At 41.3% G+C, this 26,629-nt stretch carries 30 protein-coding genes and 1 tRNA gene; 19 read left to right on the plus strand and 12 right to left on the minus strand.

From position 1 onward, the window contains the following. Positions 1-237 precede the first annotated feature (237 nt). Complete coding sequence (locus NA23_RS02030; protein ID WP_033191300.1) at positions 238-1,146, minus strand: D-2-hydroxyacid dehydrogenase; 909 nt, start codon at positions 1,144-1,146, stop codon at positions 238-240. 1 nt (position 1,147) lies between these two features. After that, positions 1,148-2,290: a pyridoxal-phosphate-dependent aminotransferase family protein gene (locus tag NA23_RS02035; protein ID WP_033191299.1), complete on the minus strand. Its 1,143-nt coding sequence runs from the start codon at positions 2,288-2,290 to the stop codon at positions 1,148-1,150. Between the two features lie 350 nt (positions 2,291-2,640). Between NA23_RS02035 and NA23_RS02040 the strand changes: the two genes are divergently transcribed. The 12 genes from NA23_RS02040 (at position 2,641) to guaB (ending at position 13,405) form a co-directional block, all read left to right on the plus strand. Continuing rightward, positions 2,641-3,876 carry an aminotransferase-like domain-containing protein gene (locus NA23_RS02040; protein ID WP_033192477.1) on the plus strand — a complete coding sequence of 412 codons (1,236 nt, stop codon included), beginning with the start codon at positions 2,641-2,643 and terminating at the stop codon, positions 3,874-3,876. Position 3,877: 1 nt separating this feature from the next. Continuing rightward, entirely contained in the window at positions 3,878-4,954 is a 1,077-nt protein-coding gene (gene buk / locus NA23_RS02045) for a butyrate kinase (protein WP_033191298.1), read from the plus strand. 3 nt (positions 4,955-4,957) lie between these two features. Beyond that, positions 4,958-5,848, plus strand: a complete 891-nt coding sequence (locus NA23_RS02050; RefSeq protein WP_033191297.1) for a bifunctional enoyl-CoA hydratase/phosphate acetyltransferase — start codon at positions 4,958-4,960, stop codon at positions 5,846-5,848. Between the two features lie 34 nt (positions 5,849-5,882). Beyond that, the gene (gene buk, locus NA23_RS02055; RefSeq protein ID WP_033191296.1) at positions 5,883-6,968 is read left to right on the plus strand and encodes a butyrate kinase; all 1,086 of its coding nucleotides are present in this window, start codon (positions 5,883-5,885) and stop codon (positions 6,966-6,968) included. A gap of 20 nt (positions 6,969-6,988) precedes the next feature. Further along, positions 6,989-7,633 (plus strand): ZPR1-type zinc finger protein, encoded by a 645-nt coding sequence (locus NA23_RS02060; RefSeq protein ID WP_033191295.1) that lies wholly within the window; start codon positions 6,989-6,991, stop codon positions 7,631-7,633. A gap of 38 nt (positions 7,634-7,671) precedes the next feature. After that, positions 7,672-7,902: a 4Fe-4S dicluster domain-containing protein gene (locus NA23_RS02065; RefSeq protein WP_033191294.1), complete on the plus strand. Its 231-nt coding sequence runs from the start codon at positions 7,672-7,674 to the stop codon at positions 7,900-7,902. Between the two features lie 18 nt (positions 7,903-7,920). Continuing rightward, positions 7,921-8,982, plus strand: a complete 1,062-nt coding sequence (locus NA23_RS02070; protein WP_033191293.1) for a 3-methyl-2-oxobutanoate dehydrogenase subunit VorB — start codon at positions 7,921-7,923, stop codon at positions 8,980-8,982. Positions 8,983-8,987: 5 nt separating this feature from the next. Then, positions 8,988-9,743, plus strand: a complete 756-nt coding sequence (locus NA23_RS02075) for a thiamine pyrophosphate-dependent enzyme (RefSeq protein ID WP_033191292.1) — start codon at positions 8,988-8,990, stop codon at positions 9,741-9,743. Continuing rightward, positions 9,740-10,291 carry a 2-oxoacid:ferredoxin oxidoreductase subunit gamma family protein gene (locus NA23_RS02080; RefSeq protein WP_033191291.1) on the plus strand — a complete coding sequence of 184 codons (552 nt, stop codon included), beginning with the start codon at positions 9,740-9,742 and terminating at the stop codon, positions 10,289-10,291. The genes NA23_RS02075 and NA23_RS02080 overlap by 4 nt, the downstream gene beginning before the upstream one ends. 196 nt (positions 10,292-10,487) lie before the next feature. Further along, on the plus strand, positions 10,488-11,657 hold the full coding sequence (locus NA23_RS02085) for a hypothetical protein (RefSeq protein ID WP_249477120.1): 1,170 nt from the start codon (positions 10,488-10,490) through the stop codon (positions 11,655-11,657). Between the two features lie 72 nt (positions 11,658-11,729). Further along, positions 11,730-11,805, plus strand: a tRNA-Gly gene (locus NA23_RS02090). Positions 11,806-11,890: 85 nt separating this feature from the next. Continuing rightward, positions 11,891-13,405 (plus strand): IMP dehydrogenase, encoded by a 1,515-nt coding sequence (gene guaB / locus NA23_RS02095; protein WP_084384013.1) that lies wholly within the window; start codon positions 11,891-11,893, stop codon positions 13,403-13,405. 96 nt (positions 13,406-13,501) lie between these two features. On the opposite strand, the gene NA23_RS02100 is transcribed toward guaB, so the two are convergent. From NA23_RS02100 to NA23_RS02115, 4 genes are read right to left on the minus strand one after another with little or no spacing between them, the layout of a single operon-like run. Then, positions 13,502-13,804 carry a hypothetical protein gene (locus NA23_RS02100; RefSeq protein ID WP_033191289.1) on the minus strand — a complete coding sequence of 101 codons (303 nt, stop codon included), beginning with the start codon at positions 13,802-13,804 and terminating at the stop codon, positions 13,502-13,504. Between the two features lie 31 nt (positions 13,805-13,835). After that, on the minus strand, positions 13,836-14,915 hold the full coding sequence (locus NA23_RS02105) for an SHOCT-like domain-containing protein (protein WP_052107091.1): 1,080 nt from the start codon (positions 14,913-14,915) through the stop codon (positions 13,836-13,838). Positions 14,916-14,941: 26 nt separating this feature from the next. Then, positions 14,942-15,439, minus strand: coding sequence for a hypothetical protein (locus tag NA23_RS02110; protein WP_033191288.1), 498 nt, complete (start codon positions 15,437-15,439; stop codon positions 14,942-14,944). Then, complete coding sequence (locus tag NA23_RS02115; protein WP_033192474.1) at positions 15,420-15,809, minus strand: DUF2089 domain-containing protein; 390 nt, start codon at positions 15,807-15,809, stop codon at positions 15,420-15,422. The genes NA23_RS02110 and NA23_RS02115 overlap by 20 nt, the downstream gene beginning before the upstream one ends. Positions 15,810-15,980: 171 nt before the next feature. On the opposite strand from NA23_RS02115, the gene hfq reads away from it, so the two are divergent. From hfq to NA23_RS02150, 7 genes are all read left to right on the plus strand, one after another. Then, entirely contained in the window at positions 15,981-16,301 is a 321-nt protein-coding gene (gene hfq / locus NA23_RS02120) for an RNA chaperone Hfq (RefSeq protein WP_052107258.1), read from the plus strand. 32 nt (positions 16,302-16,333) lie between these two features. Next, positions 16,334-17,614, plus strand: a complete 1,281-nt coding sequence (gene hflX / locus NA23_RS02125; RefSeq protein ID WP_033191286.1) for a GTPase HflX — start codon at positions 16,334-16,336, stop codon at positions 17,612-17,614. 2 nt (positions 17,615-17,616) lie between these two features. After that, complete coding sequence (locus NA23_RS02130) at positions 17,617-18,615, plus strand: M23 family metallopeptidase (protein WP_052107090.1); 999 nt, start codon at positions 17,617-17,619, stop codon at positions 18,613-18,615. A gap of 5 nt (positions 18,616-18,620) precedes the next feature. Next, positions 18,621-18,950, plus strand: a complete 330-nt coding sequence (locus NA23_RS02135) for a hypothetical protein (RefSeq protein ID WP_033191285.1) — start codon at positions 18,621-18,623, stop codon at positions 18,948-18,950. Continuing rightward, positions 18,947-20,137 (plus strand): methionine adenosyltransferase, encoded by a 1,191-nt coding sequence (metK, locus tag NA23_RS02140; RefSeq protein ID WP_033191284.1) that lies wholly within the window; start codon positions 18,947-18,949, stop codon positions 20,135-20,137. Before NA23_RS02135 ends, metK begins: the two co-directional genes overlap by 4 nt. A 99-nt stretch (positions 20,138-20,236) precedes the next feature. Beyond that, the gene (gene rpsT, locus NA23_RS02145) at positions 20,237-20,524 is read left to right on the plus strand and encodes a 30S ribosomal protein S20 (protein WP_033191283.1); all 288 of its coding nucleotides are present in this window, start codon (positions 20,237-20,239) and stop codon (positions 20,522-20,524) included. Between the two features lie 2 nt (positions 20,525-20,526). Then, positions 20,527-20,934: a hypothetical protein gene (locus tag NA23_RS02150; RefSeq protein ID WP_033191282.1), complete on the plus strand. Its 408-nt coding sequence runs from the start codon at positions 20,527-20,529 to the stop codon at positions 20,932-20,934. Positions 20,935-21,002: 68 nt separating this feature from the next. Here the strand turns inward: NA23_RS02150 and NA23_RS02155 are convergent, their stop codons facing one another. From NA23_RS02155 to NA23_RS02180, 6 genes are all read right to left on the minus strand, one after another. Continuing rightward, positions 21,003-22,991: a methyl-accepting chemotaxis protein gene (locus tag NA23_RS02155; RefSeq protein WP_033191281.1), complete on the minus strand. Its 1,989-nt coding sequence runs from the start codon at positions 22,989-22,991 to the stop codon at positions 21,003-21,005. Continuing rightward, entirely contained in the window at positions 22,988-24,493 is a 1,506-nt protein-coding gene (gene hutH, locus NA23_RS02160) for a histidine ammonia-lyase (protein ID WP_033191280.1), read from the minus strand. Before hutH ends, NA23_RS02155 begins: the two co-directional genes overlap by 4 nt. After that, positions 24,490-25,014 carry a cob(I)yrinic acid a,c-diamide adenosyltransferase gene (locus NA23_RS02165; protein WP_033191279.1) on the minus strand — a complete coding sequence of 175 codons (525 nt, stop codon included), beginning with the start codon at positions 25,012-25,014 and terminating at the stop codon, positions 24,490-24,492. The genes hutH and NA23_RS02165 overlap by 4 nt, the downstream gene beginning before the upstream one ends. A gap of 96 nt (positions 25,015-25,110) precedes the next feature. Then, positions 25,111-25,701, minus strand: a complete 591-nt coding sequence (locus tag NA23_RS02170; protein ID WP_033191278.1) for a GNAT family N-acetyltransferase — start codon at positions 25,699-25,701, stop codon at positions 25,111-25,113. A gap of 101 nt (positions 25,702-25,802) precedes the next feature. Further along, on the minus strand, positions 25,803-26,066 hold the full coding sequence (locus NA23_RS02175) for a DUF4911 domain-containing protein (RefSeq protein WP_033192472.1): 264 nt from the start codon (positions 26,064-26,066) through the stop codon (positions 25,803-25,805). Further along, the gene (locus NA23_RS02180; protein ID WP_033191277.1) at positions 26,066-26,587 is read right to left on the minus strand and encodes a metal-dependent transcriptional regulator; all 522 of its coding nucleotides are present in this window, start codon (positions 26,585-26,587) and stop codon (positions 26,066-26,068) included. The genes NA23_RS02175 and NA23_RS02180 overlap by 1 nt, the downstream gene beginning before the upstream one ends. Positions 26,588-26,629 lie beyond the last annotated feature (42 nt).

Below are 26,629 nucleotides of genomic sequence, written 5' to 3' on the forward strand. Positions count from 1 at the left end.
CGTGTTGGATTTCTACCGAATTCCACTTATATTATACAGAATTATCACTCTACTGTCAAGAGTGATAATAACAAAGTCGGTAGTTGCGATTATACATAACGAAAAACAGAATACGTATGCTAAATTCTATAGCAATTAAAATGTTAATCAGTCGTAATATTAAACTGACAAATACAGAAAAACAAAAAAAGGGAGCACGGATGCTCCCCTAGATATGTGATTTTCTGATAACTATTCTTATGCGATTTCTTTTATAAGCCTTTCAACGAGTAGCATTCCAACTCTCTCTTGCGCTTCAAATGTGGAAGCACCAATGTGCGGAGTTGCTACAACATTCGGTAAGGCAAGCAGTTTCTGTCTGAGTTCGTCTGTAGGAGGCTCTACTTCGAATACATCGAGCCCAGCTGCGTAGACTTTGCCATTAACCAAGGCTTCGTACAATGCAGCTTCGTCGATAATTCCGCCCCTGGCAGCGTTGATGATTATTACTCCGTCTTTCATTTTTGAGATCGTTTCTTTGTTTATTAGGTACTTTGTCTCTGGTGTTAGTGGAACATGGATCGTTACGTAGTCGCTTTCTTTATAGAGTGTATCTAAATCAACCATCTTAACGTTCATATCGGTTTCTTTAACAAATGGATCGTAAGCCAAGATGTTCATGTTGAATGCAAGCAATCTTTTTGCAACTTCTCGACCAATGTTTCCAAATCCTATGATTCCGACGGTCCTACCAAAGAGCTCATGACCTTCAAGTTCCTTCTTCGTCCATTTGCCGTTTTTAAGGTCAGTTGTCCCACGTGCGATGTGTCTTGAACAGGCGATCATAAGCCCGATTGTTAATTCAGCTACGGAGATGCTGTTTGCACCTGGTGTGTTTATGACTTTGATTCCTTTCCCTTCAGCTGCTTTTACATCGATGTTGTCCAATCCTGTTCCCGCGCGTCCGATTATCTTAAGCTTTGTACCTGCTTCGATTATGTCGGCTGTGACTTTCGTTGCACTTCTAACAATTAGTACTTCTATTTCGGGCATGATTTTAAGAAGTTCTTCTTTTTCTAGATGTTCAGATGTTACTTCTACTCCGGGGACACTCTTCAATTTTTCAGTAGCCTGTTTATCAAGTGGATCGTTAATGTGTATCCTCATCTTACTTCACCAACCCTTTGAAGAGAACTTCTTCTGCAGCGACAACTCCTTTACCAAGCTCAACGTTGTATCCAAGTTCTTTCAGAGCGAACTCTAAAGCGGTGATTCCGGTGATTATATCGAACGGAGTAAGGTATCCAAGATGAGAAATTCTGAATATCTCGTCCTTCATTGGTTCTTGACCGGCTGCTATGGTAACACCGTACTTATCCCTCATGAGTTTCGTCAATTTGCTTGATGGGATTCCCTCGGGTGAGTTAACTGCAGTTAAGACGTTACCAGGTCTTTCTGAGAAGAAGGTCAATCCAAGAGCTCTAACTGCTGCTCTTGTCGCTTCCCCATAAAGTGCATGTCTTGCCCAGACGTTTTCAATTCCTTCTTCTTTGAGCATTTTAACAGCTTTGTTCAGCATGTAAATCAAGTTGACTGCAGTTGTCCATGGGTTGTCTGGTGAGCTCTTTTTGTATTTTCTCAAGTCAAAATAGAATCTGCTGTTCGTGCATTTTTCAACTTTTGCATAAGCTTTGTCGTTTATAGCTATGAAAGCAAGTCCTGGCGGGAGCATCCAACCCTTCTGTGCACCAGAAACTACAACGTCTACGCCCCATTCATCCATCTTAAGAGGTTCGGCCAAAAGACCACTAACTGCGTCTGTAACAAGGATGACATCTGTGTCTTTTGTGAGTTTGGCAATGTTTTCGAGGTCGATGACTGTACCTGCGGATGTTTCACTGTATGTTGTGAAAATGACCTTTGCATCTGGATGCTCTTTCATTGCCTTTTCGATCATTTCTGGTGTTACTGCTTTACCCCACGGTAGTTTGATTTCCACAACGTCAACACCATACGCTTTTGCGATTAATACCCATCTTTCACCGAATTTACCAGCGTTGACTATTATTGCTTTCTCACCAGGATTCACAAGGTTGACAACTGCGGTCTCAAGTGCACCTGTTCCGGAAGCGGTGAGAATGAAAACATCGTGCTTCGTTTGGAAAACGTACTTTGTCAGTTCGATAGTTTCTTCAAGAATCTTAACAAACTCAGGTGTTCTGTGGTGAATGGTTTCCTTCGCACCTTCGAGTAATATTTCGTGAGGAACTGGCGTTGGACCAGGTGATAACAATAAATACTTTTTTACCACATAAATCCCTCCTTCTTCGATATTAGTGTGGAATTTTTGTCTATAACTTACACTGACTAACCTATGCTAAAATGAGAATTTATTCACCAATATTTTACATCTTGGAACGTATATTTGACAACAGGCTTAATTGTGCAATTTTTTTCATGCAATGATTTGCAAAGTTGAAATTGAAGCAAAATCTCCACTAATCTGTTCATAACGTGAGTATGCAGTATTATCTTTCTTTTGCCTTTTGGCACAATGTTGCTAATATATAAGTGGAACAACAATTGAAACTATTCCAAAGGGTTAAGAGAAACCTTGTGCAAAGAGTTATCTGCAAAAATATGAGAAGGAGAGTGAGAGTCATGGATTTAGAAAGCATATTGTCCGATGTTGGAAGAAACCTAAGGTCTTCTTTGATTAGAGAACTGCTCAAATATGCCTCTGTTCCAGGTTCTATATCGTTCGGAGGTGGAGTCCCTGACCCGAACACGTTCCCGCGCCATGAACTTGCTGAGATCGCCAAAGAGGTAATTGAGAAAGAATACGCGTACACTCTCCAATACAATACAACCGAAGGTGACGACGAGCTTGCCAAACAAATGATTAAACTTCTTGAGAGGATTTATGGAATAACGAACCTTGATAGGTCTAACTTACTTTTCACAACAGGCTCGCAGCAAGCACTCGACCTTATCGCAAGGATTTTTCTTGACAAAGATAGCATCTGTTTTGTCGAATTTCCAGTGTACCTTGGCGCCGCAAGTGCTTTCAGAATGACCTTTACAAATTTTGAAACTGTACCGCTTCAAGAAGATGGTATGGATGTAGACTACTTGGAAAGAAAGCTTCAAGAACTGGATAAATTAGGAAAGATAAAGAATGTGAAGTTCATCTACTCTGTTCCTAATTTCCACAATCCAGCTGGCGTAACTATGAGCTTGGAGAAGAGAAAGAAACTAATTGAAATAGCAGAGAGATACGACATTCTTATTCTTGAAGATGACCCGTATGGCCTTCTAAGATTTGAAGGTGAACATTTGCCATCACTTTATAAATTAGGAGGGCCCGATAGAGTTGTTTTGCTCAATACGTTCAGCAAAATCCTCACACCAGGCTTAAGAATAGGAGTAATAGTTGGTAGAGCTGACATTGTCAGAAAAGCAACTCTTGCCAAACAGGCGGCTGATTTGTGTAGCCCGAGCTTAAACCAGAGGATAGCAGCAAGATTCTTAGAAAGATACGATTTACTTGAGTACTTAAAACCAGGAATCGAATTGTACAGAAAGAAGAAGAACACAATGATAAAAGCACTCGAAGAGGAATTCGCCGATATGAAAGGCGCAAAGTGGGTAAATCCGCAGGGTGGACTTTTCGTATGGTTTACGCTGCCTGAAGGTTACGATACGATGGAAATGTTCGAGACAGCAAAGGAAAAGAAGATCTACTATATCCCAGGTCAAGCATTTACCGTGGATGATAGTATAAGTTCTTCTATGAGACTCTCATTCTGCTTACCGCCAGAAGAGAAAATTATTGAAGGCGTCAAGAGACTAAAAGAAGTTGTTGTTGAATATGGGAAGAAGAAAGGGTTGATATAGTATGAAAATTCTCGTTATCAATCCTGGTGCAACAAGTACAAAAGTAGCGGTGTTCGAGGATAAGCAAAAGATAATACAAGAAACCCTTCAACACACAGTCGAAGAGCTCGATAAGTATCCATCAATAATGGATCAAAAAGAAATGCGCGCAAACGCCGTAGAGGAATTTTTGAAAAAGCACAATCTGTCGATTGAGCACTTCGATGCTATAGCAGCACGCGGAGGTATTCTTCCACCAGTTGAAAGTGGAACTTACGTTGTTGATGAGTATATGGTAGATTATCTGACCAACAAAACAAAAGTTCAACACGCTTCAAACTTAGCGGCGGTTATAGGCTATGAATTGGCAAGACGAGCATCCAAAAATATACCAGTTTATATCACAGATCCTGTAAGCGTTGATGAGATGATACCGGAAGCCCGATTATCTGGCATCAAGGACATAGAAAGAAAAAGTCTTTCGCATATATCCAATATGCGAGCTGTGGGTATTAGGATCTCAGAAGAACTTGGAAAAAGGTTTGAAGAACTGAACATGGTTATTGCACACCTTGGCAGTGGGATATCGGTCGCTCCTTTCGAAAAGGGAAGAATGATCGATGTGAACAACGCAAACGACGAAGGTCCATTTAGCGTTGAAAGGACTGGAGAATTGCCGGTTGGTGACGTTGTTAAATTGTGCTACTCAGGTCAATACACCAAAGACCAGCTAAAGAAGATGTTCGTTGGCAAGGGAGGTTTAGTAGCTTACCTTGGAACAAACGATTTAAGAGAAGCGTTTAAAATGGGAGAGAGTGATCCAAAGGCACTTGAAGTGATAGAAGCTATGGCTTATCAGATTGCACAAGAAATTGGTGCTATGTGTGTGGTTCTTAAAGGTAAAGTTGATGCAATAGTACTCACCGGTGGTATGGCTTTTAGCGAAAAGTTTGTTGACATGATTAAGTCGTATATTTTCAAATTCGGTCCGATCTTCGTCGTTCCCGGTGAGATGGAAATGGAAGCACTTGCCTACGGTGCACTCAGGGTACTGACTGGTGTTGAACAACCCAAGGTTTGGAAAGCTCAGGAGGTGTGATAAATGAAGAAACTTTACGAACTTTTGGATAAAGCAAGGAGCATAGGTAAAAAGGTTGTTGCTGTTGCGGCTGCGGATGACGATGTTGTGCTGAGAGCTGTTGATATGGCAAGAAAAGAAGGTATCGTCGATGCGATTTTATTCGGCGATGTAAAGAAAATTGAGCTTCACGCTGAAAAAGCTGGAGTCAGCCTCAAGGATTTTGAAATAGTCGATTCCAAGAATCCAGCTGATGACGCTGTCAAAGCTGTTGTTGAGGGTAAAGCACACTTTGTAATGAAGGGAAATATTAAAACAGGGGATTTGATGAAGGCAGTTTTGAAGGATGAATACAACCTGAAAACTGGTAGAACGATGTCTCTTGTTAGTATTTTTGAAACACCACTGTACCACAAGCTATTGATAGTTACGGACGCAGGTATGACAATTGCGCCTGATTTGGAACAAAAGGTGCATCTTATAGAAAATGCGGTTCTTGTTGCAAGAAAAGCAGTTGGTGTGGAAAAGCCCAAGGTAGCGATATTAGGAGCAATTGAGGTTGTTAATCCAAAGATGGAAGCTACAGTGCATGCTGCATTACTCGCGAAAATGAACGAAAGAGGACAGATAAAGAACTGTATTGTGGACGGGCCTTTCGCGTTGGATAATGCGGTGTCAAAAGAAGCCGCTGAGCATAAAGGTTTAGTTAGTTCGGTTGCCGGAGATGCCGATATTCTGATTATGCCAGACATTGAAGCCGGAAACATCTTCTACAAAGCTATGGTCTTTCTTGCCGGAGCAAAGGTTGCTTCTGCGATCATTGGTGCAAAGTGCCCTGTTGCACTTACATCGAGGGCTGATAGCGACGAAACAAAGTTGCTGTCACTAGCGTTAACATGCTTGATGAGTGAATGATGCTTAACCTTCAAGAAGATAGGTGGTGTAGAAGATGAAAATTTTGGTTATTAACCCTGGTTCTACGAGTACGAAGGTTGCTGTTTTTGATGATGAAAATATGATTGCGTCAAAGACATTAAGACATGCACCGGAAGAATTGGCACTGTTTAATAAATTAACCGATCAATTCGAATTTCGTGCCAAAATCGTTGAGAATTTCTTAAATGAAATAGGCGTCGAACCCGAGGAACTCGCGGCCGTTGTTGGTCGCGGTGGACTTTTGGATCCTATTCCAGGAGGTACATACAAGGTAACGGAAGATATGTTGGAAGTGCTCAGAGAAGCAAAAAACGGTGAACATGCATCAAACTTAGGTGCACTCATTGCCTATGAATTTACCAAAAGATACGGCATACCTTCGTTCATCGTAGATCCCGTCGTTGTTGACGAATTAGAGACTCTTGCAAGGTACACGGGTCACCCGATGTTTAGAAGAAAATCTATTTTCCACGCGCTGAACCAAAAGGCAACTGCAAGAAATGCGGCTGCACAGCTTGGAAAGAAGTACGAAGAGGTCAACCTCATCGTTGTGCACATGGGTGGAGGTATATCGATAGGAGCGCACAGAAAAGGCAGAGTTGTTAATGTGAACAATGCCCTTGATGGAGACGGACCATTTACACCAGAGCGAAGTGGGACGTTGCCTTTAACACAGTTAATTGACTTGTGCTACAGTGGAAAATATACGTACGACCAGATGAAGAAAAAGATCAAGGGTGCTGGCGGGATGGTTGATTACCTTGGTACGAATGATGCGATGGTAGTCCAGCAGAGGATTCGCGAAGGTGATAAGGAAGCAGAACTTGTTTACCGAGCAATGGCTTATCAAATAGCAAAGTGGATAGGCAGAATGGCGGCTGTTTTGAAAGGAGAAGTAGATGCGATTGTGCTAACCGGTGGACTGGCATACGACAAGGAATTCATGGTGAAATGGCTCACAGAATACACAAGTTTCATTGCTCCTATCCTCGTTTTCCCCGGTGGGGATGAGGAAAGAGCGTTAGCTATGGGAGCTCTTAGGGTTTTAAGGGGTGTTGAGGAAGCCAAGATATACTGGGAAAATGTTTTGCAACACTAACAAGAAAGGAAGTAAACCGAATGGCAAAGAATTATGCATTCATAGGTTTGTTTGGGAGCGGTAAGACTGAGGTGGCGATTAATTGGGCACTGAAACTAAAGGAAGAGCACGATAAAGTGGCAATTATCGACGGAGATATAATCTCCCCGTACTACAGAACAAGAGATGTTGCTGAAGAACTCGAAAATGCCGGATTGGTGACAGTTTACCCTAAAGGGGCATTAAGGAACGCAGACTTACCAATTATCACCGGTGGTGCAATTGGGTATCTTTTAAATCCCGATTTCAGGACAGTCATTGATGTTGGTGGTGAAGAAAACGGGATTGTCGTACTTGGTTACTTGAAACCATATCTTGGTGACTCGGAAATAAGTATGGTTGTGAATATTGCAAGGCCTTTCTCTTCAACAGTGGACGGGATAATTAGAGCATACGAACAATTGCGCAGGGTTGCGAGAATTAAGGTGGACTATCTCATAAACAACGCAAACCTGTCTTATGAAACAACACCAGATTTGATTAGAAAAGGGGAAGAGATAATCTCAAAGGTTTCAGAAATCATAGAAGTTCCTGTAAAGTGGACCGTTGTTCCAGATTTTATCAGCGAAAATGATTTTAGATATCCGGTGTTTAGGATTCGTCGATTCATGAAAATGGAATTATAAAATTTTTTGAATTCATTTTTTCGCAAAGGAGGATGCGTATGCCAAAGGTCAAAGGTAGGATAGAGATCGATCAAGAAAGGTGCAAAGGTTGCGGATTATGTATCAGCGTTTGTCCGATGAAAGTTATCGAGTTCAGTGATACGTTCAATTCAAAGGGTTACCATCCAGCTGAACCTAAACATGTTGAAAAATGTATCGCCTGTGGTTTTTGCTATAACATGTGTCCCGATGTATGTATTACAGTCTACCGTGAAGTAGAGAGCGCATAATTTGAGGAGGGAAGACTGATGAGTGAAAGAGTTTTAGTAAAAGGAACAGAAGCAATAGGCGAAGCTGCTGTTAGAGCTGGTTGTCGTTTGTTCTTTGGTTATCCAATAACACCGCAAAACGAATTGCCAGAGTATATGTCCAAGAGAATGCCAGAAGTTGGAGGAACATTCCTCCAAACAGAGAGTGAAGTAGCAACAATCAACATGGTATATGGTGCGGCATGTACAGGTACGAGAGTAATGACCTCGACTTCCTCTCCAGGTTTTAGTTTGATGCAAGAAGGCGTTTCTTACATGGCTTGTGCGCAGTTACCGGCAGTTCTTGTCAACGTTGTACGTGGTGGACCCGGGCTCGGTGATATTCAACCATCGCAAGGCGACTATTGGCAGGCAACGAAAGGTGGAGGCCACGGCGACTACAAGCTCATTGTGCTCGCTCCTTCAACAGTTCAGGAAGCCGTTGACCTTACTTATCTTGCTTTCGATTTAGCTGATGAGTACAGAAATCCTGTATTGATAATAGCTGATGGCGTTATTGGTCAAATGATGGAACCTGTTACGTTCCCTGAATTCAGAGATTTAAACACGTTACCAAAGCACGAGAGCTGGGCTTTGACAGGTGCGGATGGTAGAGAGAAACACATAGTTGTATCGTTCGACATAGATCCTTACGTGCTTGAAAAGATGAACCTCGAACTTGTTGAGAAGTTCAAGAGGATTGAAGCAAAGGAAAAGAGATGGGAAGAGTACAAATTGGATGATGCAGAAATAGTTATTACAGCGTTTGGAACGGTAGCAAGGATTGCAAAGAGCGTCGTTGAACAGGCAAGAAGAGAAGGAATTAAAGTGGGACTTTTCAGACCAATTACACTCTGGCCATTCCCGTATGAAAGATTAGAAGAAATAGCAAAGGGTAAAAAGTTAATTTTCGACGTTGAAATGAACATGGGACAGATGTTGGAAGATGTTAAGCTCGCAGTTAAGGACCATGCACCTGTTGAATATTACGGCAGGCTTGGAGGAGTTGTCCCAACACCTGATGAAATACTCCAAGCATTGAAATCTAAACTCGGGAGGTAATGGATATGGCATTTGAGGTTATATTGAAAAAGCCGGAAAGCCTTACTCAAAAAGAATTTACATATTGTCCGGGATGTACACACGGAATTATACACAGATTGGTTGCAGAAGTTATCGATGAGCTTGGAATAAGAGAAAAGACAATCGCTGTTGCTCCGATTGGTTGCTCTGTTTTTGCCTATCAGTTCTTTAATACAGATGCAACTGTTGCAGCTCATGGAAGAGCTCCCGCTGTTGCAACCGGTATGAAGAGGGCAAGGCCGGATCTGTATGTTTTCACTTACCAAGGTGACGGAGATCTTGCAGCAATTGGAACTGCGGAGATTATTCATGCAGCAAACAGAGGAGAAAAGATTACAACGATTTTTGTAAACAACGCTATTTACGGAATGACTGGTGGTCAAATGGCTCCTACAACATTGCTCGGTATGAAGACAACAACCACACCATACGGTAGAAGTGCGGAAAATGATGGTTACCCACTCCATGTTGCTGAAGTAATAAAGGAAGCAAGAGGTGTCGCATTCTTGGCCAGGACGAAGGTTAACACTCCTCAAGATGTGGTTAAGACAAAGAAAGCAATAAAGAAGGCTTTTTTAGCGCAGATAAAGGGCTTAGGATTTGGGATGGTCGAAGTACTATCCACATGTCCGACGAACTGGGGAATCGACCCTGTTAGTGCACTGAAATGGTTGGAAGAGCATATGGTTCCAGAGTACCCACTTGGAGTATTCGTTGACAAGGTAGGGGATGAGCAATGACAACAAGGATGATCTTCGCAGGATTTGGTGGACAAGGTGTCATGTTGATGGGACAGATCCTTTCCCTCGCTGGGATGTTACAGGGTAAAAACGTTACGTGGATGCCATCATATGGACCAGAAATGCGTGGAGGAACTGCAAACTGTACCGTTGTGATAAGTAATGAACCAGTTGCGTCTCCAGTTACCGATAAAGCGGAGGTTATTGTAGCGATGAACATACCTTCTCTTCTAAAATTTGAGCCTGCGGTAACACCAAATGGATATCTTTTTGTCAACCAATCGGTTGTGGACAGAGAACCAGTAAGGAATGATATAAACATCATCAAGGTACCTTGTAATGAAATCGCTGATAAACTTGGAAATCTGAAGGTTGCAAACATGGTCATGCTTGGCGCAGTTGTTGGAGCAACAGATGTTGTTGATGTAGAGAGTGTATTCAAAGCACTTGAAAAGAAACTCAGTGGTGGAAAAGCTACGCTTATTGAAATTAACAAACAAGCTATTCTAAAAGGCATAGAAATAGCAAAAGAACAACTTAGAAAGTGAGAAGCAAGGGGTACTTTTAAGGCGGATTAGATAGATATAAACACATTATGCCGGGGTTTCTAACCCGGCAATTTTTTTATAGCACGTTCAACAGTGAACGTGTTATAATATAATTGAATTAGAGACACAGAATCTCCATAAATTGAACGATAAGGTACTTTCAGTGGTCAAAACTTATAGGAGGTGAAGAAGGATGATGAAGTGGACTTTTAAAGGGATTTTTGTTTTGGTGATTCTTTTTGCGGTCGTAAGTTTCGCAAACTTTTACCTTAACGTAGGTACCGTTCAAATTGGAAATGACAACTATATGGTTTATGAATTCGGACCTGAGTTTTCGATAGGTCCTGTAACGCTTGGGTTTACTCTTACAACGTATGCAACCGATCTAACGACTGGTAATTTTTATTTTGGGTATCCTGGCTTATCAGCACCAAGCACCAACATTATCGACGGTATTAACATAACAGCTTTGGGATTAGACCTTGGTAACGTTTGGTTCAGATACGGCAGGATGAAACCAATAACTTACGGAATGGGTTTCATTTTCAGTGGTTATTCTAATCCGAGTGCAAGAACCGTTGATGCAGGTATCAGATTGGGCTCCTTGAACGCCTCTGCGCATATACCTTACCAACTGGCACAACTTTCAACGTTTACTTTCACTCAATCAGATCCGGTGTATACGGCAAATGTGAGCTCTAAGATTTCCATCTTTGAGCTATCACTCTTTGGCGGGGTAGACATGGATGGCTTGAAGGAAGATGCAGTTGCCACACCACTTACATACGCTGCAAGTGTTTCAATGACCACGAACGTAATCGGTTTTGTACTTGGTACAGAGGCTGGAGCACAAATTTGGAAGGACGGAACAGTCGGTTATGGTGCGTTTGGTGGTATATTTGGAGATTTTGGTATGCTGCAGTTTGTCGCTGGTCCGTTCTACGCATCCGACGGATTTAAACCATGGCTTATTTCAAGAAACTACGCTTTTGAGAAATTACAACCGGATTTCGGACCGGAGAAATACAAATCAGATGTTGGTTACATCGCAAATTTGGCTTTGACATTCACGCCGTACGGAAAAGTGGTAATTCTTTTGAAGGGGAATTTCGAAGGAAATATGACGCTTTCTGGTGAAGGACTGATCAACATACCAGCTATCGGTGGTACGAATGGTTTGGTTCTCTACGGTTATCTGTACGACGACACACCTTTCAAAGAAGGTCAGATCCTCGACTCCGATACATTGGCAAGAATAACTATAGCGTATCCTGTTTTTAGTAGTTTCTACGCGGGCGTAAAATACATTTGGCAAGATAATGAGTGGAAACAGACCGCATTTGTTGGAGGGACAGCGAATTTCTAAGTTTGCCGTGTTTTTGACTGTAAGGGTCTTGAAAATGTCGGTCTCTGGTGATATAATATATGCAGAAATTGAGCGGGTGTAGCTCAGTTGGTAGAGCATCAGCTTCCCAAGCTGAGGGCCGCGGGTTCGAATCCCGTCGCCCGCTCCAAATAACCAGGAAAGCAGGCAGACCCATGTAGGGGGTCTGCTTTGTTATAAAATAAAAAGCCGTGGGGCGGATGGAGGTTGAAAAAATGCCACAGAAGAAGGAAAGTGTTAAGAAGACTTCAAAAGATTCTGAGGTCGATGGTACGCTTGTTTTTAAGGAAGCCCTTACGTTTGACGATGTTTTGTTAGTCCCACAGTATAGTGAAGTATTACCCTCAGATACGGACGTTTCAACTCGTCTGACTCGCTTGATAAAACTCAACATTCCTCTTGTTAGTGCTGCTATGGACACTGTTACAGAAAGCGAATTAGCCAAAGCATTAGCTCGTGAGGGTGGCATAGGAATAATTCACAAGAACCTTTCCATTAAAGAACAAGCACATCAGGTGGAGATTGTCAAGAGAACAGAAAATGGCGTTATTGAGAATCCTGTTGTTATACATCCTGACGATACTGTTTTCAACGCATTGAAGCTTATGGCGGAATACAAAATTGGAGGTTTTCCTGTAGTCGACGATGAGGGACGTTTGGTCGGGCTATTAACTAACAGGGATGTAAGGTTCGAAAGGGACGTTAAGAAGAAAGTCAAAGAGCTTATGACTCCAAGAAAAAAGTTGATAGTTGCTAAACCGGGGATTTCGCTCGAAAAAGCGAAAGAGATCCTGCACGAGAATAGGATAGAGAAACTTCCACTTGTTGATGAACATGATAAACTCGTTGGACTCATCACAATTAAGGATGTGCTCAGCGTTATCGAGCATCCGAATGCGGCAAGAGACCAGAAAGGAAGGTTGCTTGTAGGAGCTGCGGTCGGTACTGGAAAAGATACGTTTGAGCGAGTCGAAGCACTTGTGAAAGCTGGTGTTGATATTATAGTCGTAGACACAGCACACGGTCATTCAAAAAAAGTTATTGAAACCATTAAAGCTATCAAGAGAGATTATCCAGAGCTGCAAGTTATTGCCGGAAATGTTGCAACAGCGGAAGCGACAGAAGAGCTTATAAAGGCAGGGGCAGACGCGGTAAAGGTAGGAATCGGGCCAGGTTCCATCTGTACAACTCGTATAGTTGCAGGTATAGGCGTACCTCAGCTCACAGCAATTCTCGATTGCGCTCAGGTAGCTAAGAAGTACGACGTTCCTATTATCGCTGATGGTGGTATCAGATACTCTGGAGACATCGTTAAAGCGCTTGCAGCAGGTGCAGAAAGTGTTATGCTTGGTAGTATATTCGCAGGAACTGAAGAATCTCCTGGAGAAACAGTTCTCTACCAAGGAAGAAAATACAAAGTCTATAGAGGTATGGGTTCCATAGGCGCCATGAAATCAGGAAGTGCTGACAGGTATTTCCAAAGCGAAAATCAAAAGTTCGTCCCAGAAGGTGTTGAAGGGATGGTACCATATAAGGGTGCAGTTAAGGACGTTGTTTACCAATTAGTTGGTGGATTAAGAGCCGGCATGGGTTATGTTGGAGCAAAAGATATAAAGGAACTCCAGAAAAAGGCTAAATTCATAAGGGTAACTCAAGCTTCGATTAAAGAAAGTCACCCACATGACATCGTTATCACGAAAGAACCACCAAACTACTGGAGCGGTCAGTAATAAATTGGATAAACGTTAGCAGTTTGTACGTATTAAAACTAAGCGGGGTAGATAAGTAGCCCCCGCTTAGTTTATCCATCACTGACTCATTGTGTGCTACCAATTTTCCTTTCTATGACTTGCAACCATGAGTTTCAATCCTATTTCTATTAATCCTGCTGCAATAATTGCTACGACGAACTCCCAAAATCCCATCTTTATGTAACCTAAAGCTTGGGTGATGATTAATCCACCTAAAATCGAAAGTCCAAGGCCGTTGGGGAAACTCTTTATCATGCTAACGATACCACCAACAAGCGCTATTGCGCCGAAGATTAACCAAACCGGAGAAGTTACAGATAGGACGACACTCAAGAGAATGAACACACCTGCCGTGAAAAGTATGACACCCCAAAACACAATACCACACCCCTTTCTGAGTTTCGTACATTTAATCCAACTTGGTTACAGGATTTCCTTCGAGCTCTCTGTAATTGAACAATTTAGCACTGACCTTACCTTTGTTTTTCAGGAAGTCAGTTTCCAGTGCTTGTGCTCTTATCGTACCTGTGTTATAAATTGTTTCCGCTTTCAATAAATTTACCGCCAATTCTCCAGTGTTATCGAGCTCTTCCAATCTCGCCGTTTCAATTAGCATTGAGCCATGATTTTCAACTGATTCGAGTTTGATGTCTTGACATTCTGTTTCTCCTTTGTTTTCCATAGTTTCACCAGTAATGCTTTTGACTTTTACTCTTCCTGTGTTCTTTATTCTTTCAGACTCTGTTTCTTTTGCTTCAATGCTCCCCATGTTATTAATTTCCTCGGCTTCTAAGACTTCAACGTTACACTTACCGTTGTTCACAAGACGCTCAAGCTGAGCTTGTTCTGCAATCAGTATACCACTTTTTGAGACGACCACGCTCTCTGCTTGTAAATTGTTAACGGTAAGTGAGCCTGTTAAGATAAGATTTTCGCATTCAATGGAGAGAGCAGAAAGTCTTCCGTTAACAATTACTTTTTCTTTTTTGAGAGAATCTATCTTGTGCTCGCCATCGATGAATATTTCTCTCTCGGACTGAAGCTTGACTTTATCGGCGAATAGCTTATTAACTAATGGGATATCAAAAGACACGATGTTATGTTTTCCAACGACGTTTGGAGTGCCTTCCTCTTTTGAAAGTATTAAGTTTACATCTCCGTCAACTTGACCTCCAGCCCAGATTATTTTGGACCTCACAGCATTTAGATTCCCGTTTATGATCCCTTGGATTTCGACAACGCTGTTTACCACTGAAACATCACCTTTGACCTTACCTTTGATCACAAGCTTTCCGTTAGTCATAGATATGCTTTTGTTTAGTTCTTCACCTTCCAGAATTTCCTTTGTTATCTCTACAAAATCTTCTGCATCGTATTTATCTCCAATCTCTTTCTCATAGAGCGCCTCTATCAGTTTTTCGGCATCCTGGGGGGTTATCTCTCCACTCTCGACAGCCTCCAGTACTCTCCTTAGTTCCGATCTATCCATAGTTTTTCACCACCTTTTGGTAAAGGTCATTCTTCAATCCTTATGCCGTGTAAAAAAGGTTTAATTATGAGATTGCGCACCATTCCAAGTATACCGTTTATGAAGAAGTTATTCACTTCGTTTACCTTTCCATCCACTGTGGGTCTTGTACCTTTGTATGAGCAACCTACCATCTCAAGGTTACGTCCGATGCGCCCCCCATTCCACACAATATTTGTGCCAACGAGTTCTACATTCCCGGTTACTTCACCAGAAAAGATCAGTTCGCCGAAAACCACTTCAAGGTCTCCAACAAGTCTTCCGTTTATAACTGCTTTTCCGTTCACTACTTCAACTGTTCCAACGTACTCTTCACCGGGATTTATCATAAATTCTCTACCGATGTACGTTCTCTGTTTCCTCACATTTTTGTTCATTCTTTTCTCCATAACAGCCTGGATGAGTTGTTCTGCTTCATCAACCGTTATTTCTTTTCGCGAAAGAGCTTCCAGAACCGCTAAGATATCATTCGGAAGTTCTCCCATCGGTTTCACCTCTCTTCTTTTTCAAAAGAGCAATAGCTTCTTCAACCGTGATCTTCTTTTCTTTAAGTAGTTTGTAGACATCGTTGGAATCAACCTGCTCTTCATCTTCATCAATAGGTGTAAGGCCCATCTTTTCCAAAACTTTGTCAAGTCTTCCTCTAAGCGCAAAGTAACCAATCCCAGTGAGTCTTTCCATTTCTTTTAAGTTTCCTTTTGTTCTCAAGAACATCATAATAAACCTCGTATCTTCTTCATCGAGATAAGCAAACGAAGGCGCTTCAAATGAACCACTAACGGTTACACCATCATCGTCGCATCTTAACTGAATTACTTTCATCGGCTTTCCACATACGGGACACCTTGGTAACATCTTAGCCACGGATTTCACCTCCCAAAATTATTGTACCACTTTCCAAATAATTTGTCAAATTAAACAAAAAATACACAAAGAGTTCTTGGCAAACAATGTAAAGCTGTGAAAAAACATCTCTTTGAAATTTACATATGTTGTGGTATAATCACATTGCATTGTGCTGTCTTTATGATTCTCTTTAAATTTGGGGGGATTTGTGTGGCAAAGGAAAAGTTTAACCTTCAAGATCGCTTTTTGAACATCGTTAGAACGCGCAAGATAGAGGTCAAAGTTTACTTGGTCAACGGCTTTCAAGCTAAGGGGATTGTTAGGTCGTTTGATAACTTTACGGTTCTTTTGGAGAACGGTAAGCAGCAGATGCTTATTTATAAACATGCTATCAGTACGATCCAACCTGCTCAGTACATCATGCTTATGAAGACCGAAGAGCAAGAATCGGAACAACAAGAACAACAAGAACAGCAGGATTCTGAAGATTCGCAAGAATAATTTGGCTGAATGTACAGCTCTTTGGAAAGGGGATGACAAAGTTTAGGAAGAAGGGGTTAATAATAGCGGTTGCGCATGATATTAACCTTAAAACGAATGAATCACTTGAGGAATTAGAACTGCTTTGTAAGACGTTAGGGATTGATGTTTTAGAAAAGGTTGTTCAGCGCAGGGAAAAACCCGACCCGGCAACTTACATTGGCAGCGGTAAACTCGAGAAGATAAAAAAACTCTGCGATGAAAACCAAATAGATGTTGTTGTGTTCGATGATGAGATTACACCTGTTCAGCAAAGAAACTTAGAAAGTATCCTAAAAGTCCCTGTTCTCGACAGAACGCAGGTAATTTTGGAAATTTTTTCCAAACATGCGACAACTTACGAAGGAAAAATACAAGTAGAAATGGCAAAGCTAGTTTATGAGCTACCTCGACTTAGGGGTAAAGGTTTTTATTTATCAAATCCTGGAGCAGGAATAGGTACTAGAGGACCTGGCGAGACTGCTCTTGAACTCGATAGAAGGAAGTTGAAACAAAGGATCGCAGTGCTAAGGAAAGAACTAAATAAGTTGAAAATTAACAGGGAAAATACGAGAAGAGCAAGGTTGTCGAGTGGCTATTACCTTGTTTCAATCGTTGGTTATACGAATGCAGGAAAGAGCACGCTTTTGAGTGCTTTGTCCAAAGAAAGTGATATACTCGTTTCTGACAAACTTTTCTCAACGTTGAACCCTACCATTCGAAAAGTTAAGTTACCAAGTGGTCGATGTTGTCTTGTAGGTGATACGGTCGGGTTCATAAGTAAACTGCCGCATACACTTGTCGAGGCTTTTCATTCTACACTGGAAGAGATTTTGTACTCGGACCTTCTTTTGCTTGTGGTCGATATTTCGGATCCATTTTATAAGGACAAAATTGCCGCATCGTACGATGTTTTGCAAGAGATAGGAGCATATGAAAAACCAAAGATGCTTGTTTTTAACAAAATAGATGCTCTGCCTGAAGACAAAGTCGAACTCATAAGGTACGAATATCCCGAGGCGGTTTATATATCAGCTAAACACAGAATAGGTTTTGATGATTTATTCTTAAAACTGGAAAGTTATTTTAAATCGTTCGACGTGCACCTGAATATCAAAATGGCTCATAGTGATTATGGACTTGTTTCTAAGTACTTTGAATATGTGAGGATAGAAGAATTGAGCTCGTCCGATGGTTATGACTTCGTTCAGATAAGTGGTCCCGAAAGTATTGTGTTAAAAATAAAAAATATCTTGGATTCAAGAACTGAGAATAATTGCTTTAAGGAGAGGTGAACATGGAAATTAGAGATTTTGGGTTTAAGTTCTTGTTATCAGTTATTGTCTTCTTCATAGTCTTCACACCTTCCTTGTTGGTTGCGCTATACCAGTTGCCGGTTGATAGCTCGTATATAACGGCTACGTTCATGGAATTTCGCTCTACTGGGAAAACACCGCATTTTCACTCTGGAATTGATTTCAGTACGTTTCTTAAAGAAGGCGTTCCGATAAAAGCAGCTGCCGATGGTTTTGTAAGAAGGTTGGAAATAGACTTAGATAACATCTATGGTAACACCGTTGTTTTGGAACATCCTGATGGATATAGAACACTGTACGCCCATCTTTCAGCGTTTGCAGACAAATACGAAAAACTGGCAAATATGCTAAGGGAAGAGTTTGGTTCAAAAAGGATTGTTGTGGAGTTCTTGTCGGACGACTTGAAGGTGTCAATCGGTGAGTTAATAGGTTATTCTGGAAGAACCGGCGAAGCAGCTCAACCGCATTGTCATTTCGAGGTGCGAGATAAAGAAGAACGAAATATATATGATCCTTTGGATTTCATTGATAAGAAATTATTGAAGCCTGTCCAGATGGGGATCATCTTGAAAGATTTGATAATTGATGGCAAGCAGTATCCATATTCAGAGAATGCTACATATGAGTTTTCAGGAGCTTATCCAAGAATAGCTGTTGAGGCATACACAGAATTAGCCAAAAATTTACTTGGAGTTAAAGAAATAAAGGTGTACTTTTCGGATGATTTGGTGTATCATATAATACTTGATAAGTTACCTATGGAGTACTGGGAAAAGCCGAATCTTCTCTATGACGAACACACTGTAATGACATCCTTGGTTTACCGTGCGTATTATAAGTTGTACTCTGATGAGGATTCTCCTTTTGTTAGGGTAAATAAGGTAAAGCAGTATGGTGGAAGTAATTACAAAGTGTCTCTTGAAATTAAAGATGCTTTTGGAAATGTTGGTAAGTTTTCTTTCAATCTCCAAAGAAGGTGATTAATATGTTCTTTTTTAGGAAAAAGGAGAAAACCGAGTCAGACTTAGAAAGGAATCCATTTTACAAAGAATCGAACGCACTGGTGGTATACATCAAATGTAATAAATGTGGGGAAGTATTCAGGAGCCATCTGAGGATCGGCTACGACTTTATAATAGATTACGACAACAGATCAGCTCCGTTCAAGATCGAAAAGATTTATGTAGGTTCGAAATGCCCCAATAAAATTGAGTTGAAAGCAAAGTTCACTGGTTCGTACAAACCAGTGAGCATCGAAATAGAAGGTGGAAAGTTTATATCAAAAGAAACTTACGAAAGGGAGGCAGAGAGATGAGAAGGCTGTTCACAAGCGAAAGTGTTACCGAAGGACACCCAGACAAGATGGCAGATCAGATTAGTGATGCCATCTTAGACGCGATTATCGCAGAGGATCCAAAGGCACGCGTCGCTGTCGAAACGTTGCTCACGACAGGTGTTGCCGTTGTTGCCGGTGAAGTAACGACAAGGGCATACGTCGACGTTCAGGATATTGTGAGAAGGACCGTTCTCGATATCGGTTACACAAGGGCAAAGTACGGTTTTGATGGAGAAACTTGTGCAGTTCTTTCTTCGATACACAGTCAGTCACCTGATATAGCACTCGGTGTTGACGAAGCAGCAGAATACAAAGAAGGCCAAAAAGCTGAAGACGAATTTGAAAAAATCGGTGCCGGCGACCAGGGAATGATGTTCGGGTACGCTACAAACGAAACAGAAGAGTTTATGCCTCTTCCGATAATGCTTGCTCATAAGTTAGCCATGAAACTTGCCGAAGTCAGAAAGAACGGTACCGTACCGTTTTTGAGACCAGATGGTAAGACTCAGGTTACTATTGAATACGATGAAAATGATAGACCGATTAGAGTAGATACGATCTTGATATCAACTCAGCACGAACCGGATGTGACAATTCCAGAGATTAAAGAAGCGCTTGTAAAGTACGTAATCGATCCTGTGATTCCGGAAGCGCTCAGGGACAACAAAATGCGAATTCTTGTCAACCCAACAGGGCGTTTTGTTCTCGGAGGTCCAGCGGCTGATACGGGTTTGACGGGAAGAAAGATAATTGTTGATACTTACGGTGGAGCTATACCACACGGTGGCGGTGCGTTCAGTGGTAAAGACCCGACGAAAGTTGACAGGTCTGCACACTACTTTGCAAGGTATGTTGCTAAAAACGTTGTCGCAGCAGGTTTGGCAGACAGATTCATGATTCAAATTGCATATGCGATAGGAGTTGCAAGACCGGTGTCCATAATGATCAATACATTTGGTACATCAAAAGTAGACGAGGAAAAGCTCCTGAAAGTTATAACAGAGCTCTTCGATTTCAGGCCAGGTGCCATTATTAAAAAGCTCGATTTGCTTAGACCTATCTACAAAAAGACAGCTGCATATGGTCATTTCGGAAGGAACGACCCAGATTTCACATGGGAAAAGACCGATATGGCAAAAGAGTTAAAGGCAGCGTTCAATCTTTGAACTTTTTAGATGTACTGAGAGCTGAGAAAGTCCCATCTACGGATGGGGAACCGATTAAAAAGACTAAGAAGACTAAAAGAGCAGGAGGGATTGGTTTTTATGCCTAACACAAAGTCTGCTGAAAAGCGTGTGAGAGTTTCCGAGAAAAGAAGAGTTCTTAACAAAGCTTACAAAACAAGCATGAAGAACAAGATCAAAGCGGTTCTTAAAGCTATTGCTGAAGGTAAACCTGTCGAAGAGGTTCAAGAACTTTTTAAGGTTGCTCAAAGTGCTATCGATAAGGCTGCAAGAAGAGGTGCAATTCACAAGAATCAAGCAAGCAGGAGGAAATCAAGATTGGCAGCAAAGGTTAAGGCCTACGTTGCTGCTAAAGAACAAGGGGTGTAAAAATGCCATTCTACTATGTGATGGAGCTGAGCGTAAGTGAGCAACGCGCAGATTATGCGCTCAAGAACGAAGAGCTCAAAAGATTAATAGAAGAAAAAAGGTGCGAAGTGAAGTTTGAGAATGGAACGCTTAGCATCAAGTTTCCGGAGAATGAGGACCTTGATGAAGAAGTCATGCAGATGGTCTTGGAAGTATTGAGAACACCAGTGAACGCCAAGGAATACATATATGAAAATGGAGAAAAGATAGAGATATTCTCCGGAAGGCTCGATCCAGCACACCCTCTTGGACAAGCAAAGGAAGAGATAAAGGAAAGAACCATAGAAAGCCTTGAAGAAGAAGAGGAAGAAGATCTAAAACCACACTACGAAGAACTCCTCGATGAGATTGAGGAGGAAGAAGAAGAGTAAGTGTAGATTTCAAAAGCCCACAGAGAGCTACTTTAAATAAAAACCCCCGATTCATCGGGGGTTTTTGCTTATATTTTGAACCTTTTTACATACTCGTTCAAATCGCTCACAGCTTTTGCAAGTTCGTCTGAGTAGTTCTTAACGTTGCTAACTTGTTCAGCTTGATTTGCAATTTGCGCAGCCATTTCTTCAATGTCATGTTCAACTTCTTGTATGTTCTTTGTTATCTTATCCATTGCAGCGCTGACTTCTTCTGTAGCACCGCTTTGTTCTTCAGCGGTAGCAGCCAAATCCGCTGTCATCTTTGAAACTTCTTCAATCTTTCCTATAAGCATTTTTAGGCTTTCCCCAGCTTCTTTAACCGTTGCGACATAACCATCAACTTTTTGACTTACTCCTGTTGTTACCTTTTCAACTTTTCTTGCCTGCTCTCCAATTTTGCCAAGTATCTCTGCTATCTTCTTTGTTGCCTGCCTGCTTTCTTCGGCCAGTTTTCTTATTTCATCGGCAACAACCGCAAAGCCTCTTCCAGCTTCTCCAGCACGTGCAGCTTCAATTGCAGCGTTGAGCGCAAGTAAGTTTGTTTGTTCTGCTATGCTCGATATCGTGTCGACTATTTCTCCTATCTGGTTTGAGAACTTTGTCAGTTCAACTATAGCGTTCAAAGATTCTCCCATACCTGTTCTGATTTCACTCACTGAGGACTCGACTTCTGCCATTCTTCCTGAGACCGTTGTGACATTCTCTCTCATTAATTCGGCGCTCTGAGACAACCTTTCTGAGTACCTGGCTATGTTCTGGGCACCGGCCGCTATCTCTTCCATACCACTATTCGCTTCCTGAGTAGCTGCAGCGATGTCTTGAACTTCCAAAGTTGTCTTTTGCACGGTCTCTTTAGATGCCATCGCTGCTTCTGCAGAATTTTGTGCAAGGTCATCGAGCATGAACGAAACGGATGAGACTTGTGCGCCGAGCTTCATAATTTCACCGACTGTTTGTTTGAAACTGTCTATGAGTATCTTGAATGCGCGGCCAAGTTCAGCGATTTCGTCTTTTCCAAGTTGTTCTTCGGAAACTTCAACCGTCAAATCGTTATTTGCAACCTTTTGAGCAACTTCAACGACATGATTGATTCGCTTGGTTATGCTATCGGTTAAGAACAGAGCAATTAAAGCTGCACCAAGTGCGATGATTATTCCAGCAAAGATACCGGATGTTATGATCTTTCGTGCAGCATCCGTGATTTCAGAATATGGGATTATGCCGATAGCAGTTAGGTTATAACTTCCTATCCTTTCAAACGCTGTAAATATCTTACCGTTGAACGTGTACACAACAGTCCCTTTTGTCTTTGAGATGATTTCCTGAGCAAGTTGTTTTGTACCTTCTTCTTTCGCCAAATCAAGTTTTCCGACATATTCAGCCTTTGGATGCGCAACGGTCAGTGTTCCATAGGCAAGGGCTACGTAGCCGGATTTTCCTATCTTGATGCCGGCGACCATCTTTTGTAGCTTATCCAATGGATATATACCAGCTAGTACCCCAATAACATTTTCTCCAAAATCCTTTACGGCTGCAACAACCAAGATACTTTGTTGACCGTTGTATTCATAAGGCATGTAAATATCGTATTCTTTCTTTTTTGTTAGAATATTTTCGATAACGTCGTTTGGAAGTTGAATATTAACAACCCCATCTTTGGACACTATTCTTTTGTCCGGCAAAATAACAAAAATTTCTAAATACCCCTTCGGATTTAGTGCGCTGTACGCGTTCCTAACACCCCAGCCAAGTTGTGTGATGCCTAATTCATCGTTTGTATTCATCATATAAGGCGATATAGCACCACTTGTTGAGTAATCGACCAAAGGCTTAACGGTTTCGTTTAAACTTACTTCTATGTCTTTTTTCACGGAACTTAGAACAAGTGCTTCAATCTGGGCTGCTGCGTCTCTGACCACGGAAGTTGAGACAAGAACAGAGACGAAAACGCTTACAAAAGAGGCTACGACTCCGACCAGAACCAAAGATAGGATAAGCTTTGTCCTCAAGCTCATGAAAACACCTCCTCGAGTATCACTTGCTTTACTTTATTAAAGTTATCTCCGAAATATTTGTCCTCAGATAATTTTATCTTTATTTTACCATAGAATTCCTCGATTATACAAGAGCTATTCAGTGGCCTTCGAGAGTCTAAGGCGACTGAAACGAGCATCGCTTCAATACTAACTAGTGATACCAAATTATCAAACACTTTTCTTAATTTTCTAACAGCGGTAGCTCCCATGCTGACGTGGTCCTCTTGGTAAGCAGAAGTTGGTATTGAATCGGCACTTGCGGGATGAGAAAGAACTTTATTTTCGTTGCAAAGTGCAGCGGCTGTGTACTGCCAAATCATATATCCGCTGTTGAGACCTTCTTCACCACCTGCAAGGAAGGGAGGAAGCCCTTCGTTAACCTTTGGATTGACAAGCCTATCTATCCTTCTTTCTATCATATTCCCCATGGATGTCAGTGCGATCGCTAAAAAGTCTGCACAAAGCGCAAGCGGTTCTCCGTGAAAATTACCTCCACTGATTATTTCGTCTTCAAAAACCAACGGGTTGTCGGTAGCTGAATTTATTTCTCGTTCAACAACTCCTTTAACCCATTCGATGGTATCAAAAACAGCACCGTAAACTTGTGGTATCGTTCTTAACGTGTATGCATCCTGGACTTTACTGCAATTTTTGTGACTTTCTCTGAGCTCACTTCCTTTTAAAAAATCCCTGAGCATCTGTGCTATTTTTATTTGTCCGGGATGTGGTCTTGCCAGCTGGATTCTTTCATCGAATGCAGAAGGAGTTCCAAGTAGGACATCTACACTTGAAGCCGCAATTAATGTAGCTATTTTCATCAGTCTTTCCAAGTCGCGAACAATCAAAGCCAAATGTGCTGCCATGAATTGCGTCCCGTTTATTAGACTCAGTCCTTCCTTTTCTTCCAATTGAATTGGCACAAAATCATAGCTGGAAGGAACGAAGGGAATATCTTTTCCATCTTTAAGGATTTTCCCTTCCCCAATTAAGACCATTGCAATATGTGATAAAGGAGCCAAGTCACCACTTGCACCAACCGAACCAATTTCAGGAACAGCGGGTGTTATTTTCTTGTTGAGTAGTTCCAACAGTTTTTCAATAACGACAGGTCTGACACCGCTAAGACCTTTAGCTAATGCATTAGCCCTTATCAAAATCATTGCTCTCACTATATCTTCCGAAAGGTAGTTACCTATGCCTGCAGAGTGCGAAAGGATAATATTTCTTTGTAGTTCTTTTAATTTTTCTTTTGATATTCGAACGTTTGCAAGAGCACCAAAACCAGTGTTCACACCGTATATTGGCTTTCCTATATCAAGAAATTTCTGGAGAATTTGTCTACTCAATTTGACTCTTTCGTGCGCATCTGGAGAAATGCTAACAGGAGCGTACTTTCTACTAACAAGATGAACATCTTCAATAGTTAGATGTTCACCATCAATTACCACGCTGGGGATTCTTGCAGAACTTTGAGAGGTCATAGTTCACTTCCCCTTATTCTTGTAATGTGTTTTCCTTCTACAAAACGGGCCATGATGTAAAGTAAATCGGAAAGGCGGTTCAGGTATTTTATAACCTCTGGTCTGACACCCTCTTTTTCCGAAAGTTTCACAACAAGTCTTTCGGCACGTCTGGCAACCGTCCTGCATACATCCAAGTATGCACTTGGCACTGTTTCGCCCGGTAAGACGAAGGAATCCAGTTTCACGACTTCTTCGTAAGCATGAACGTGTTTTGTAAGCAGTTCAATATCCTCTTCGCTAATTAATCTGACGAATTTTTCACCTTTTGCAAGTTCTGCCGCCAATCTGAAGAGGTCTTTTTGAACTTGTTCTACAACCTCCCTTTCATTGTCAGGTAGAAAATGCTTAGCTAATCCAAGAAACGAATTCAATTCATCGACTGTTCCGTAGGTTTCAACCCTTATGGCAGCTTTAGATATACGTTCTCCGTTTGCAAGACTTGTTTCACCTGCATCACCGGTCTTTGTGGTTATCGACATTTTTTATCCCCTCCATCTTGTTAGTTGCATCCTTTCTATGATATTATACTTTTGAATTAGTCATTTCACAAACTTTAGAAAGGCCAATTACGATTCTTATTCTTGAAAGTTCTCATCAATGCACTTTGATACGTCTAAAATCTTTCCGTAAATGACCGTGTTTTCGTAGGAATCACGATTTCTAAGGTAGCATTTCTTAGTACCTTCTAATTCAAAACCGAATTTCTCTAGGATCTTCCTCATCGGTATGTTTTTTTCTAAGGTTTCCGCTTCGATTCTTACAGCGTTGTTGTTTCTCGCCCATTCAATAGCCAACTCGGTTAATTTCGAGCCAATGCCGTTACCACGGTGTTCGGCTACTATTTCCATTCCGAATTCCGCAACATGCGCTGTCTTCTTTTTGCTATCCAAGAACCAAACCCATAGCTGGCCAACGATTTCATTTCCGTGTTCAACAACCACAAAGAGTCTGTTGCTTATGGAGAGCCAGTTCTTTACCCAGCTACTCATACCCTCCAAGGTGATTTCATCTGGAGCAGATAGTATCGTATCGCTTTCAGCGGCGACCTTTTTTCGCATTATATATACATTTTCAATATCATCTACACAGACTGTACGCAAAATGTACCCTTTGAAATTAACAGGAAATTCTAAACCATTGACTTCCGACCCCGCATCAAAATTCATAGCGCTCCCCCCAAAGACTGGATTTAGCATAGATATCAAGTACTCACTAAAGAAAATAACCCCAACGATACTGTTGGGGTTATCCATTATCTTTTAAAGATTCATCCAGCATTTCCATTGTTTGGTTTTAACGTAATGATTTCAAGGTCAACAAAACTTTTCGCACTCTCCAAAAGTCTAATGGCATCAACTACGGTGTCCTTTGTAGCAATAACCTTCAAGAATTCACCTTCGAAACTTCTTATGTTCATAACATTATCCTCTGCTTCAAGCAAGTAATTTAAGATATGAACATCTTCTTTTTTGAGCTTTACAAGTATGTCGTATTCAACAGGTTCTAAAGCATTTACAGAGTTATTTTTCATCACTTTTCCTCTGCCTCCTTGGTTTGTTCATTCGTATTGCCTGAATTTTCAAACATGCCCTTTGTTAGGGGGCAGGGAGCTAATCTTTTACGTGGTTGGGATAGGAAATTTCTAAACTTTTCGATAATTTCTTTACCTTCTTCTTCAAAGAGGAACCTTGCAAACTCTGAGAATTTGTTTACCGTGTTTTCACTTAAGTTGAAGTATATGTTCCATGCTGCTTCGTCTGCTTCTTCAGCAGAAAGTTGTAGAATTTCGCAAAAGAACACCTTAACAGCGTTGAATCTTGCATTTTCTGCAACAGCTATCTTCTTTCCTTCAGCAGTTAGAGAGATACCACCCCTGTGTTCGTAATAGATAAGACCTGCGTCAGCCAACTTTTCCAAAAATTGTTTGGCCGAAGGCATTTTAACTTTTAAAAAGTTCGAAATCTTTTTTAATCTTGTCCATCCCATTTCGTTCAATGTTAGGTAAACTGCCAAAAGATATTTCCGTTCAGTTGGGCCGAGTTGACTTTCCATAAAGTTCACCTCTCTATTTGCATTCAATTTTATTTTACCACA

This window comes from Fervidobacterium islandicum, assembly GCF_000767275.3.
Classification (GTDB): domain Bacteria; phylum Thermotogota; class Thermotogae; order Thermotogales; family Fervidobacteriaceae; genus Fervidobacterium; species Fervidobacterium islandicum.